Source organism: uncultured Erythrobacter sp. (genome assembly GCF_947499705.1).
Lineage (GTDB): Bacteria > Pseudomonadota > Alphaproteobacteria > Sphingomonadales > Sphingomonadaceae > Erythrobacter.
This window is the reverse complement of sequence record NZ_CANMPJ010000001.1, coordinates 563,695-576,279: the sequence shown is the minus strand read 5'-3', so window position 1 is coordinate 576,279 and position 12,585 is coordinate 563,695. Positions and strand designations below refer to the sequence as shown.

The window sequence follows — 12,585 nt, the reverse complement described above, 5'->3', positions numbered from 1 at the left end:
TGCGACTCGTATATAGAGCGCGCTTTCGCAGGTGCCAGCAGGCACTTTGCGCACTCCAGATCAATAAGGACTCCGATGCCCTCAGTCATCTTTCCCGGCCCCGAAGGCCGTCTCGAAGGTCGTTTCTCTCCGCCGCCGCGCCCGCGCGCTCCGGTTGCTATGATCCTTCATCCCCACCCCGAAGGCGGTGGCACGATGAATGATCGGATCGTCCAGAGGCTCTACAAGACCTTCGTCGATCGCGGATTCGCGGTTCTGCGTTTCAACTTTCGCGGCGTCGGACGCAGCCAGGGCAGCTTCGACAGCGGGATCGGTGAACTCTCCGATGCGGCGAGCGCGCTCGATTGGGTTCAGTCGATCCACCCCGAAGCGCAGACCACGTGGGTCGCAGGCTATTCCTTCGGCGCGCTGATCGGCATGCAATTGCTGATGCGCCGCCCTGAAGTACGGGGCTTTATCTCAGTTGCGCCTCCGGCGAATATGTACGATTTCAGTTTCCTAGCGCCCTGCCCCGCTAGCGGCATTTTTGTGCAAGGTGCGGCGGACACGGTGGTGCAGCCGAGCGCGGTGCAAAAGCTGGTCGACAAGCTGCGTACGCAAAAGCACATCACTATCCACCACGACGAAATCCCGCGCGCCAACCATTTCTTCGAAAACGAAATGGAAGACATGATGGCGTCGGTCGACAATTACCTCGATTTCCGCCTGTCGCCGGATTGTCCAATCAAGTGATCTGATGATCACTTGATTGTTTTCTTTTTCCGCACGCCCATCCGGGCGCGCGACTTCCTCGGCCCTAAAGGGCCTGCGGGCGCCCGGTTGGGCTTGCGGCTGCTGCGCAACCGTGCTCCGCGACACAGTTGCTAGACTGTACTGGCTCGACGCCATCGGCATCGCAAGGCCGACCGGCCGCCGCCGCTTATGCGGCGAAGCCAAGCAGCGCGGATGCGCTGCGTAAAAGCAAACACCCCTCCCCCTCCTCACAACAAAATTCCAAAACCTCAATCGGTTGCATTCGCAAACGGGTCTCAAACCGCAACTCGAAACTTCTTGCATTGCATATGTGACGTTGTAACATTGCCTCAGAGTGGAGCCAGTTGGAACACTCATGCTGGCTACCGCTCTCGTGACGAAAAAGAGAGAGGAACCACCGCTATGAATTATGTCGCAGCATCCCGGCGCCCGAACCCCGCCGCCATGGTCGGCGCGCTTGGCATCCCAGGAGCCGTCGGCGCGCTGCTCGTTGTGGGGCTGGCGGTCACGATCGTGCCAAAAACCGCAGTGCCGAACCCCGACACCATATTTGTGACGCCGAAGCCGGTCGATCCACCTCCTCCGCCCAAACGCACCGATCCCGCACCGAGATCAACAACCACGCCGACCACACAAGCGCCGCAGGTCGTGACGGTTCCGGACTCGCCGTTCGAGCTTAGGCCGGGACCGCCGATTGAAATCAGCGAGCTCCCTCCGCTTGGGCAAGAACTGATCGTGGGCCCGGTTGAAGTGGGAGGGTCAGGTCTGGGCATCGCGCCGCCCGCGCCGCCTCTGCCCGACCCGATTGCAGCATCCCCGCGCAACGCGCCGGGCGGTTGGATCACGGATCGGGACTACAAATCGCGCTGGATTCGCGAAGGCCGCGAAGGTGTTGCCCGGTTCAATCTGGAAGTCAGCGCGTCTGGCCGGGTTAGCAATTGCTCCGTCGTCGGCTCGACCGGACACAATGTGCTCGATCTCGCGACTTGCCAGCTCATCACAAAGCGCGCCCGATTCAAACCGGCGAAGGACAGTTCCGGCAATTCGGTCCCCGGCTCATTCAGCAGCTCGGTGAACTGGCAGATACCGCAGTAAGCCCCTACGGATCGGTCGGGGATCCTCCCTCCTCGGCCGATTCGACCTGCTCTACCGGCGAGACCCCACTTGCATCGGGCAGCGTCCAGATCAGCACATTGATGATCGCAACAAGCGCCAGAACCACCATCAAGGCAGGCTGCTTCGTCTCACCCGTCCGCCGCCAATAGGCGAACGCCCCGGCAATCAAGGCGAAGGCCACCAGCATCACAATCGAAAGAACAATATCCATGCGCAGTCCCAATTCCGTGTGCTAGAACCTCTTGACGGATTCGCCATGGGATTGAAACATCCCGCGAATATCCGAACGATAACCACAATGGAGGGACGACATGGGAATTTTCAGCTCTATCAGCAACGCAATCTTCGGCGAAGACGAAGAAGCAACCACCGAAGCACCTGCTGAAGCAGCACCGGCAGCGGACGCCGCACCTGCGCGCGCTGGGATCAGCGAAGATGACGTGATGGCACGCATCGGTTCGATCCCGGGCGCTGACAAGCTCAATTGGCAGACGTCGATTTCTGACCTGCTGACGCTCGTTCAGGTCGATCCGAGCTACGAAAACCGCAAGTCATTGGCGGTCGAAATGGGCAACACCGACTATTCGGGCACCGCCGAAGATAACATTGCGCTTCACAAGGAAGTATTGGCACAGATCGCACAGTCGGGCGGCATCGTGCCGGATCACCTCAAAGGCTGATTGACTTGGGTTTTGGGCGCGGTAACACCCGCGACCATGAGCGACACAACGAATAACTTTACACGCCGTCAGGCCCTCACCGGGCTTGGCGGCGTTTCCGCATTGGCTCTGCTTCCAGGCTGCGTATCTGGATATGCCGCAGATGGTGCGCCGGGCGAACCAGGACAATCAGCGACCGCGCTGACCGGAGCCGACGCCAAACTCGATGAATTCGCCTACGCCATGCTCAAGCATGAGCCGGGCCGCGCAACCGGCCTTGGTGTCGATACGGGCCAATATGCGCAGTGGCGCGGCACATTTGGCACCTCGGGTGCCGAAGGCCGCGCGGATTACAAAGCCACGCTGACACGGCTGCTCGCCGAAGCGCGGGCCTATCCCAAGGACGGCCTGACTGCCGATCAACAGGTCGGCTTCGACGTGGTTGAAAGCGCGTTTTCAAAGGCCGTCGAAGGCATGGCACTTCCCTACGGCGATGTCGCGGTCGGCAGCTGGCGCAACGCTCCCTATCTGATTATCCAGAATGTCGGCGGCTATATCGATTTTCCGCGTTTCTTTGGCGCGACGCAGCCGCTGCGCGATACTCAGGACATCGAATATTATCTCGGTCGTCTGAACGAAGTCAGCGCCGTACTCGATGGCGAAACCGAACGCGTTCAGGAGGCGCGAGGAATGGGCCTCGTCCCGCCCGACTTCCTTCTCGACAAGACCATCGCACAGATGGAAGCGAACATCTCGGATGCGCAAAACAATGGCGGTGCCTATGCCGCGCCATTGCTGACGTCTGAACTGGAAGCCGCGACCACTTCCTCTCGGCAAGCAGTCGGCATGGTCAATGATCGCGTGGTTCCCGCGCTCCAACGTCAGCTTGCAGAACTCAAGGCTCAGCGCGCTATCGCCAAGTCCGATCCGGGAATGTGGGCGCAGCCGCGCGGCGATGAATGGTATGCGTGGTCCACCAGCGCCTCAACAACCACTTCGCTCAGCCCGGACGAAATCCACGATCAGGGCCTCGAAGAATTAGCCGAACTGCATGGCCGGATGGACCCGATCCTCAAGGAAATCGGATATACGACAGGGACCGTCGGTGAACGCATGCAGGCGCTATCCGAAGACCCGCGCTACAAGTTTGCCGAAGGCGATCCGGGGCGCGCGGAAATCTTTGAATTCATCGATGAGCGCATCGAATGGATCAAAGGCGAAATGCCGCGCGCCTTCAATCAGCTGGTCGATCCCAATATGGAAGTGCGTCGAATCCCGATCAACGAGGAAGCAGGCGCGCCCGGTGCCTATGGCGGCGCGGGCAGCAAGGACGGTCAAATTCCAGGCCGGTTCTGGATCAACCTGCGCAGCACCGATCTGCACCGCAAATACGATCTCCCCGACCTCACCTTCCACGAAGCCATTCCCGGACATGTGTGGGAGGGCGAATATTCGAACCGCTTGCCACTGATCCGCTCAATCCTGGCGTTTGGCGCGTTCAGCGAAGGCTGGGCGCTTTACGGTGAGCAGCTGGCCGATGAGCTCGGCGCCTATGACGACTTTAAAGTCGGACGGCTTGGTTACCTGCAAAGTCTCGCATTCCGCGCCTGCCGCCTGGTTGTCGACACCGGCCTCCACCACAAGCGGTGGTCACGTCAGCAGGCACGCAATTTCTTCATCGAGCGCAACGGTTCGAAGCCTGAAGAAGTCGCCGGCGAAGTCGATCGCTATTGCAGCTGGCCGGGTCAGGCGTGCTCGTACAAGATCGGACACAGCGAAATCGTGCGGCAACGCGCGCGGGCCGAAGTCGAGCTTGGCAGCGCCTATGACTTCAAGGCGTTCAACACCGCAGTAATCCTTGGCGGAAACGCGCCGCTAGACGTCGTGGAGAAAACGGTCGGCCGCTACATTGCAGGTGCCAGAACTTAACCCCATCTAGCGCTAAGATGGTTGTCAGGAGGCGCGTATGGAAGGCTTGGGTCAGGATCTCGAAACAATGCGCCGCGTGCCGCTGGCGCAGGCGCATGTCGATGCGATCTGCGAGATTGGCGGTGAGCGCACTTACGAGACCGGCGAAGTCGTCACGCAAATCGGCGAAGCGATGGATACTTTCGTCTATGTGCTCGAAGGTGAGATCGAAGTCGTCGATCCGTATACCGACGAACGGATGTTCGAACATGCCCTCGGCCCGACGCAGTTCATGGGTGAGATCGGCTTTCTAACGGGAGCCACCGCGTATCTGAGGATGCGCGCGGCGATGCCGACCCGCGTAATCGAAGCGCCGCGCAAGGCTATGCTCGACCTGATGAGCCGCGTGCCCGAACTCAGCGATCACATCATCACCGTCTTCGCCGCTCGCCGTAAAAAGCAATTCGAAGACAGCAACGGCGCGGTCAAAGTGATCGGCGCCGACCGGGACCCGGCGGTGCAAGAGGTGGAGCGCTTCCTATCCCGCAATCGCATCCCGTTCCAAAGCTACGATATGGACGCCGCCGACCGCGAGACCGCTGCGGTGTGCGACCTGACAGGACATCAGCCCTCCGTCATTCTCGGCCAGACACAGAATTTGGAGAATCCGACGCCGCGAAAAGTGGCGCAATATCTCAACCTCGATCTCGACATCTGCTCGCAGCGCACGTTCGATCTGCTGATCGTAGGCGGCGGGCCAGCTGGCGTCGCGGCGGCCGTCTATGCCGGTTCCGAGGGGCTTGATGCGCTGGTCATCGAAGACATGGCGATCGGCGGACAAGCGGGCACGTCCAGCCGGATCGAAAACTACATGGGTTTCCCGACCGGGATCAGCGGCACCGACCTGACCTATCGCGGGCAGATACAGGCGCTCAAATTTGGCACACAGTTTGCGATGCCGCGCCGGGTCGAACGGCTCGAAAAGCGTGAGGATGGCACATTCTGCGCAACCCTCGATGGCGAAGGCGAGGACGCCGATGAAGTCTGCGCCCGCGCTGTCCTGGTCAGTACCGGAGTGCAGTATCGGCGCCTGCCGATCGACCGCCTGCGCGAGTTTGAAGGCCACGGCATCTATTACGCCGCAACAGAAATGGAAGCGCGGTTCTGCAAGAACACCGAAGTTGTCGTAATCGGCGGCGGCAACTCGGCAGGACAGGCCGCGATGTACCTGTCGCGAACCGCAGCACATGTACATCTGCTGGTTCGGTCAGGCAGCCTCGCGGCCTCGATGTCGAGTTACCTCTCAAGCAGACTGGAAGCCGACCCACGGATCACGATCCACTACAACACATCGATGACTGAACTGCATGGCGAGACAACGCTCGATGCGGTCACGCTCAAGGGCCCCGACGGCGAAAGGCGGCAAGATACGCGCGCGGTGTTCATCATGATCGGTGCTGCCCCCAACACCGATTGGCTGTCCGGACTGGTCGAGACCGACGAAAAGGGATTTGTCCTAAGCGGCAAGGAAGTCGGCCGGGACAGCCCATTCGAGACCGGCACTGATGGAATCTTCGCCGTCGGAGATGTTCGTGCCGGTTCGGTCAAACGGGTCGCGAGCGCTGTTGGAGAAGGCTCAGTCGTCGTCTCGCAAATCTGGCAATATCTCGACGATCTGAAGAGCAAGAAGGCCATCTAGCCAAGCGCAACTTTTTGAATATACTTTGCCCCGAGCGATGCAGTCGCAGGCACCGCACAGGGGACGTTACCATCATGATTACACGGATTTTCTCCGTACTTGTTCTTGCAGCAGCCATGCTGCTGGCCAGCTCACCCGCGCACGCCGCCTGGCACAAGGCCGAAAGTGACCGCTTTGTGATCTACTCGGATTCTCGCGGCGAAGACCTCGAGAAGTTCGCGGAGATGCTCGAGAAATACCATGTCGCAATGGAGCTGGAGAGCGGACGCAAGGTGCCCGTGCCCAGCCCGTCAAACCGGCTCACTGTCTACATGGTCGGCAGCCGCGACAATCTGCGCGACATCTATGGCGCGTCGAGCCGATCGGCGGTCGCCGGGTTCTACATCCCCCGCGCCAACGGATCTGTCACCTTCGTCCCTAATATCAAGTTCGGGACGAGAGACGCCGGTCGCGGTCAGATTGGAACGCGGTTCTCGCGCAGCAGTGGCGCTAGCGGCTTCGAAGGCGACCGTTCATGGTCAATTCTTCTGCACGAATATGCCCACCACTTCCTGATCTCTTCAGCACGCCACGCGATGCCGCGCTGGCTCAGCGAAGGGTCCGCCGAGTATTTCTCTTCGGCGCGCTTCAACGATGATGGCTCGGTCGATATCGGATTGCCCAACAATGAGCGCGCTTGGGAAATCAGCCAGGCCGCTCCGGTCTCGGTCCGCGAACTGCTCGATTACGGCCTCTACCGGGAGAAGCGCGGCAATCGCTACACCGCTTTTTATGGCAGGGCCTGGCTGCTCTATCATTATCTGCGCTTCAACCCTCAGCGCAGAGGGCAATTGGTGAGCTATTGGCAGGCGGTCGCGTCGGGCGCTGACAGCCTTGAGGCTGGCAAAAAGATCTTCGGCGACCTCGACAAGCTTGAACGTGAGCTTCTGAACTATGGTCGGCAGCGTTCGATGTCTGGAATGCGCTTTGGTTCGCAAGACATTTCAGTGGGCGCCGTTCAGGCTAGCAAGCTGAGCGACGGCCATGCCGCGATGATGGATGTGATCATTCGCTCCAAGCGCGGGGTCGGTGATGAAGATGCCGCCGAGATTGTGCAAGAAGCTCGAAAGATCGCAGCGCGATATCCGGATGATGCCCATGCGCTCGCGGCACTGGCAGAGGCGGAATACGATGCTGGCAACGATGACGCTGCAATTGCCGCCGCCGACAAAGCCATCTCCGCTGATCAAGGTGTCAAGAACGCCTATGTCCAGAAAGGCTATGCTTTGTTTCGCAAGGCCGCCGATGCTGGCGACAAGTCGGCAGCCTATGCAAACGCAATGAAGCCGTTCGAGGCTCTCAATGCCCTCGAATCCGACCACACGCAGCCGCTCATTTACTATTATCGCAGCTTTGTTCGTCGGGGCGAGGCCGCACCGGACGGAGCGAAGTTCGCGCTTGAGCGCGCGACGCAGCTGGCGCCGTTCGACAAAGAGTTGGCGATGGAGGTCGCCAGCATGAAAGCGAATGATGGCGAGACTGTCATTGCACGCTATTTGTTGGCACCGATCGCAGCCGATCCGCATGGCGGAAAACAGGGCAGTCTGGCGCAGGCCATGATCGATTATTTGACCGATATACCCGATGGGCAGCGTGTGAACTTCGGAACGGTGATGAAGCAGTTGGACGATGCGGATAGCGGTGAAGATGAAGAGGCATAATGGTTTGGTCTGAATGGCTGAATTCATCACAAAGCTGCCTGCCGTCTGCTTCGCGCTGGTAAGTTCGGATTGAACCGCCGTTTGACAATCACGGTCTAGCCAAGCCGCTGATTTCGAATATAACTTACCCTTGGTGATGCGGTCGCAGGCATCACGTTGGGGACGCGCACATCATGATTCCACGGATCCAATCCGTCTTGTTTCTGGCGGTCGCCATGTTGCTGGTCCATTCTCCCGCGCGCGCAGAATGGTATGAGGCATCCTTCGATCATTTCGTGATCTACGCTGACAGCAGCGAGGCCGAGGTTCGCCTATACGCTGAGAATCTGGAGCGTTATCACAGCGCTCTCGAGCGGTTTACCGGGCGCGATCTTGCCACACCCAGCCCATCAAACCGCGTCACGGTCTATGCGGTCGGATCCGGTGCGGACGTGCGAAGACTGGCCGGTGCAAGCGGGATTGAAGGCTTCTACATTCCGCGCGCCGAAGGCAGTGTGGCGTTTGTGCAGGATATCAAGAACAAGGATGGCTATCCCGACCTTTCGACCGTCGTTTTGCTGCACGAATACGCCCATCACTTTCTAAGTTCGACCGACAGGTTCGCCATGCCGCTATGGATGAATGAAGGCGCAGCAGAGTTCTTCTCCGCCGCATTCTTTCGCGACGATGGTTCGGTCTATCTGGGTCTCCCCTCATCCCGCCGGGACTTTACGATCTTCTGGAAAGAGGACGAGATGACGTCCGTACGGGAGCTGCTCGATCTGGATTGGCCCAGACTGAACAGCCGTGCTGTTAAGTCGAAGGCGTCATTCTACGGGCGTAGCTGGCTCCTCTACCACTACCTGTCGACGTCCGAAGAACGCAGTGGTCAATTGCGCGAGTATTGGCTTCAGGTGCTGAAAGGGAAATCCTCGCTCGATGCGGCACAAGACGCGTTTGGCGATCTGGGCGTGCTCGAACGACAGCTTAATCGGCATTTTCGTGATCGAAATCGCAGGAGTTTCCACGTGAAGCCGGACGAAATCACCATCAGTCCGGTGGAACTACGTCGCCTCGAACCTGCCGAGCAAGAGATGATGGGGGTCCGCATACCGCTGGACCGCGGCGTAGACGCAGATCAGGCCGAGAAACTGGCAAAGGAAGCGCGAAGCGTCGCTGCAAGTCATCCCGGTCGAGCGGGCATACTGACGATTCTGGCCAAAGCTGAATATGGTGCACGCAGAGACGAAGCCGCCATCGCTGCAGCCGACGAAGCTATTGCCCTCGATCCGGCCCAACGCGACGCCTACGTTTATGCAGGACTAGCCAGATTTCGGCAGGCTCGCGCGCCGTCGGACCAAGCTGAAAAGGACGCGGCCTATGCGCGGGCAATGGAGCCATTGACGGCGCTCGAGGCAATCGAAGGCGACCATATCACGCCATTGATCTACACCTACCGAGCTTATGCAGAGCGCGGTGCCGTGCCGAGCGCCGAGGCCAAAGCCGCATTCTTTCGCGCCGCCGAACTCGCGCCATTCGATCAGGAACTCTGGCTGATCACCGGCATGATCCATATGAATGATGGAAGGATTGCCGATGCACGCGCAGCCCTTCAGCCACTCGCGAGCAATCCTCATGGCGGGGAAAAGGCCGAACAGGTGCGCGGACTGCTCGCTTTCTTGTCGGACAAGCCGGAAGGTCAGCCGATCGAGTTGCAAAGCGCGATCTCAGGATACTTCCTGACCGAATGACGAAAATCTGCGCGAGATTTTCCTACACGGCGAGTGCCGGTTAGGTTCTTCTCGGCTCTTTCAATCTGTGAACTGGAATACGGAACCGAGTTGGAGAAGTGTCAACTTCACCAATCTATCAATTTCCATTTAATAACAGTATCTTGCCTTCGAAAGGAGCGGTTGACACAGTGTCATTTGTGTCAACTTCAACCAGCCTGCGACCGCAGCACTGATGTTCAGCGCGACATCATTCCGGAGACGATTGAACCGAGGATACCGCCGAGAGCACCGCCCCCGCCTTGACCGCCGCTCGAAGCACCGCCGCCGGTCGCCTGCTTGGCCATATATCCGGCGACCGCCATGGCCAGGATAGGCAGCATCTTCTTGAGCAGACCTTCATCGAGGCCAGTCAGCGCAGAGACTTCGCCTGCAACCGAGCGGCTCACATCCTTGCTGCCAAAGATATTGCCGAGAATATCGTTGCCAGGCTGAGTCGGGGTCGGGCTGGTTCCGAGCACCGCATCGAGCAGGCCGCCGCCAAGACCGCCGCCTCCTCCGCCGCCGCCGAGGATTGCACCGGCAAGTCCGCCGAGCCCGCCCATCGGATCAGGCGTGGCGCTGCCGCCCGTTGCACTGCGACCGAAGCCGGCGACGATAGCGGGGAGGAGCGCGCCAGCGGCTGTGCCAGCCGTTTGCTCGTCAATCCCAAGTTCCTTGGCCATGGCGCCGATCGCGCCAGACTGCTGCAACATCCGTGCAAGGCTCATCGCCTATCCCTCCCCGATATCAAGTGTGTTGGCGCGGCTTATTTCTTGCCGAACAGGCCCGATGCCATACCGGCAATATCGTCCATCGCATTGCCGTCGCCATCGCGGTCGAGCATCGACATGATACCGCCAAGGCCGCCTTCGCCAGCGTCGGCCATGCCTGCAAAGCTGCCGAGCGCGCCTTCGCCGCCCATCTGTTCCATGATCGAACCGAGCGCGCCTGCGTCCATGCCCGTCTTCTGCGCGGCGAGTTCTACAGTGTCGCCATCTTCCGGTTGCGACTGACCCAAGGCGGCCAGGCCCTTTTCGACCATCGAAGGATCGATACCGACCTTTTCAGCCAGACTTGCGACTGTGTCCGGTGAACCGGCAACCTGCTTCAGAATTCCGTCGAGCATGCTCATTGAGTGCGTCCCTTCTGTTGTTTCAATTCTACGCGAATCTATTGCGCAGAGTGTGGTCGCAAAGGCCGAAAAAGAAAAGGCCCCGCTCCGGCTCGCTGACCGGGCGGGGCCCTCCTCTCCAACTGTAAAATTGTGTGTCAGGCAGCCACAACATTGGCCGGGGCTGCCTGCCGGACGCCTTCATCGACATGCGCTTCGAATTCGGCGAAGTTGTCGATGAACAGCTGCACAAGCTTGCTCGCGGTTTCATCGTAGCCAGCCTTGTCAGCCCAAGTGCGGCGCGGGTCGAGGATGGTCTGGTCGATGCCTTGCTCGGCGAGCACCGGCACATGGACAGGAACGTCGAAACCAAAATTGTCGTCCTTGCGGTATTCGACATTCTCAAGATTGCCATCGAGCGCAGCGTTAAGCAGCGCGCGGGTCGCCTTGATCGGCATGCGGTTGCCGACACCGTATTTGCCGCCGGTCCAGCCAGTGTTGAGCAGCCAGCACTGCACCTGTCCCTTGGCGATGCGCTCTTTGAGGAGGTTGCCATAGACGCTTGGGTGGCGCGGCATGAACGGCGCGCCGAAACAGGTGCTGAAGGTCGCTTCCGGCTCGGTCACGCCGATCTCGGTGCCAGCGACCTTGGCGGTGTAACCCGACAGGAAGTGATACATCGCCTGCTCCGGCGTCAACCGCGCAATCGGAGGTAACACGCCAAACGCATCGGCGGTGAGCATTACGACATTAGCCGGGACCGGGCCGAGATTGTCCTCGCTGGTGTTGGGAATGTAGTCGATCGGATAGGCCCCGCGCGTATTCTCGGCGAGCGAGTTGTCGTCGAAATCGAGTTCGCGGGTGGCCGGGTCCATCACGACATTCTCGAGCACCGTGCCGAAACGGCGCGTGGTGGCGTAAATCTCGGGCTCAGCCTCTTCACTGAGGCGGATCATCTTGGCGTAGCAGCCGCCTTCGAAGTTGAAGACTGCCGTGTCCGACCATCCGTGCTCGTCATCACCAATCAGCGTGCGCGAGGCATCGGCGCTGAGCGTGGTCTTACCAGTGCCCGAAAGGCCGAAGAACACGGCCGTCTTGTTGTCCGCGCCGATATTCGCCGAGCAGTGCATCGGCATCACGCCTTTGGTCGGCAGCAGGTAATTGAGGATGCCGAAGACGCTCTTTTTCATTTCACCGGCATACTTGGTGCCGCCGATCAGGATCAGTTTCTCGGAGAAGTTGACTGCGATCACCGTCTCGCTGCGCGTGCCGTGTCGCTCCGGATCGGCGCGGAAGCTTGGCAGGTCGATGATGGTGTATTCCGGCGCAAAACCTGCCAGCTCGTCGGTGGTCGGGCGCACGAGCAGCGTGCGGATGAACAGGTTGTGCCAAGCCAGCTCGTTGATCACGCGCACATTCACGCGGTGCTCCGGCTGCGAACCACCAAACAGGTCGGCAACGTACAGCGTTTCCTTGTCGCCGACTGCCTTCAGAAAATCTTCCTTGAGGTTGGCGAAGTGATCGGGCGTCATCGGAACATTGACCTTGCCCCACCACACCGTGTCTTCGGTCGTCTCATCGCGGACGATGAACTTGTCCTTCGCACTGCGCCCCGTATGCGCACCCGTTTCCACTACTAGAGCGCCATGCCTAGACAGCGCACCTTCATCCGCGGCGAGCGATGCCTCAACCAGCGCGGGCGTTCCCAGATTGGCGTGAATAGTGGCCCGGGTTTCGATTCCCTGAGCGGGCAATGGATGAGCAAGGGGGGTCAAATTTGGATCTCCTGAGCCGATTGGCGAATCAGTAAATGAGGGATTTGGCGCGCTTAATACCGGAATACGCATACGTATGCACATATGGGCAAATCGCGGCTCAAATCACACTT

General features: G+C 59.7%; 11 protein-coding genes. 7 read left to right on the top strand and 4 right to left on the bottom strand.

Annotated features, from left to right (window positions below):
- The first annotated feature begins 75 nt into the window (after positions 1-75).
- Positions 76-732, top strand: coding sequence for an alpha/beta hydrolase (locus Q0837_RS02550; protein WP_298464875.1), 657 nt, complete (start codon positions 76-78; stop codon positions 730-732).
- Positions 733-1,155: 423 nt separating this feature from the next.
- Positions 1,156-1,848 carry a TonB family protein gene (locus Q0837_RS02545; RefSeq protein ID WP_298464873.1) on the top strand — a complete coding sequence of 231 codons (693 nt, stop codon included), beginning with the start codon at positions 1,156-1,158 and terminating at the stop codon, positions 1,846-1,848.
- Between the two features lie 4 nt (positions 1,849-1,852).
- Here Q0837_RS02545 and Q0837_RS02540 read toward each other — a convergent pair whose 3' ends face one another.
- The gene (locus Q0837_RS02540) at positions 1,853-2,080 is read right to left on the bottom strand and encodes a hypothetical protein (protein ID WP_298464870.1); all 228 of its coding nucleotides are present in this window, start codon (positions 2,078-2,080) and stop codon (positions 1,853-1,855) included.
- A 100-nt stretch (positions 2,081-2,180) separates the two neighbouring features.
- Here Q0837_RS02540 and Q0837_RS02535 point away from each other — a divergent pair, with 100 nt between their 5' ends.
- The 5 genes from Q0837_RS02535 to Q0837_RS02515 all read left to right on the top strand — a co-directional run bounded on the left by Q0837_RS02535 (position 2,181) and on the right by Q0837_RS02515 (position 9,565).
- Positions 2,181-2,549 carry a DUF3597 family protein gene (locus Q0837_RS02535; RefSeq protein ID WP_298464867.1) on the top strand — a complete coding sequence of 123 codons (369 nt, stop codon included), beginning with the start codon at positions 2,181-2,183 and terminating at the stop codon, positions 2,547-2,549.
- Between the two features lie 36 nt (positions 2,550-2,585).
- The gene (locus Q0837_RS02530) at positions 2,586-4,457 is read left to right on the top strand and encodes a DUF885 family protein (protein ID WP_298464864.1); all 1,872 of its coding nucleotides are present in this window, start codon (positions 2,586-2,588) and stop codon (positions 4,455-4,457) included.
- 37 nt (positions 4,458-4,494) lie between these two features.
- Positions 4,495-6,135, top strand: a complete 1,641-nt coding sequence (locus tag Q0837_RS02525; protein WP_298464861.1) for a cyclic nucleotide-binding domain-containing thioredoxin-disulfide reductase — start codon at positions 4,495-4,497, stop codon at positions 6,133-6,135.
- A gap of 74 nt (positions 6,136-6,209) precedes the next feature.
- Positions 6,210-7,835: a hypothetical protein gene (locus Q0837_RS02520; protein WP_298464858.1), complete on the top strand. Its 1,626-nt coding sequence runs from the start codon at positions 6,210-6,212 to the stop codon at positions 7,833-7,835.
- A 173-nt stretch (positions 7,836-8,008) separates the two neighbouring features.
- Positions 8,009-9,565 carry a hypothetical protein gene (locus Q0837_RS02515; protein ID WP_298464856.1) on the top strand — a complete coding sequence of 519 codons (1,557 nt, stop codon included), beginning with the start codon at positions 8,009-8,011 and terminating at the stop codon, positions 9,563-9,565.
- A 218-nt stretch (positions 9,566-9,783) separates the two neighbouring features.
- Here Q0837_RS02515 and Q0837_RS02510 read toward each other — a convergent pair whose 3' ends face one another.
- The 3 genes from Q0837_RS02510 to Q0837_RS02500 form a co-directional block, all read right to left on the bottom strand.
- Complete coding sequence (locus tag Q0837_RS02510; RefSeq protein WP_298464854.1) at positions 9,784-10,314, bottom strand: DUF937 domain-containing protein; 531 nt, start codon at positions 10,312-10,314, stop codon at positions 9,784-9,786.
- A gap of 38 nt (positions 10,315-10,352) precedes the next feature.
- Positions 10,353-10,718 carry a hypothetical protein gene (locus Q0837_RS02505; RefSeq protein WP_298464852.1) on the bottom strand — a complete coding sequence of 122 codons (366 nt, stop codon included), beginning with the start codon at positions 10,716-10,718 and terminating at the stop codon, positions 10,353-10,355.
- Between the two features lie 137 nt (positions 10,719-10,855).
- On the bottom strand, positions 10,856-12,472 hold the full coding sequence (locus Q0837_RS02500) for a phosphoenolpyruvate carboxykinase (RefSeq protein ID WP_298464849.1): 1,617 nt from the start codon (positions 12,470-12,472) through the stop codon (positions 10,856-10,858).
- Positions 12,473-12,585 lie beyond the last annotated feature (113 nt).

Excerpts from the sequence above, each read along its gene's own strand:
- Q0837_RS02550 (WP_298464875.1), top strand. The coding sequence starts at position 76 with ATGCCCTCAGTCATCTTTCCCGGCCCCGAAGGCCGTCTCGAAGGTCGT.
- Q0837_RS02535 (WP_298464867.1), top strand. The coding sequence starts at position 2,181 with ATGGGAATTTTCAGCTCTATCAGCAACGCAATCTTCGGCGAAGACGAA.
- Q0837_RS02540 (WP_298464870.1), bottom strand. The coding sequence starts at position 2,080 with ATGGATATTGTTCTTTCGATTGTGATGCTGGTGGCCTTCGCCTTGATT.
- Q0837_RS02545 (WP_298464873.1), top strand. The coding sequence starts at position 1,156 with ATGAATTATGTCGCAGCATCCCGGCGCCCGAACCCCGCCGCCATGGTC.
- Q0837_RS02505 (WP_298464852.1), bottom strand. The coding sequence starts at position 10,718 with ATGAGCATGCTCGACGGAATTCTGAAGCAGGTTGCCGGTTCACCGGAC.
- Q0837_RS02525 (WP_298464861.1), top strand. The coding sequence starts at position 4,495 with ATGGAAGGCTTGGGTCAGGATCTCGAAACAATGCGCCGCGTGCCGCTG.
- Q0837_RS02520 (WP_298464858.1), top strand. The coding sequence starts at position 6,210 with ATGATTACACGGATTTTCTCCGTACTTGTTCTTGCAGCAGCCATGCTG.
- Q0837_RS02530 (WP_298464864.1), top strand. The coding sequence starts at position 2,586 with ATGAGCGACACAACGAATAACTTTACACGCCGTCAGGCCCTCACCGGG.
- Q0837_RS02510 (WP_298464854.1), bottom strand. The coding sequence starts at position 10,314 with ATGAGCCTTGCACGGATGTTGCAGCAGTCTGGCGCGATCGGCGCCATG.
- Q0837_RS02515 (WP_298464856.1), top strand. The coding sequence starts at position 8,009 with ATGATTCCACGGATCCAATCCGTCTTGTTTCTGGCGGTCGCCATGTTG.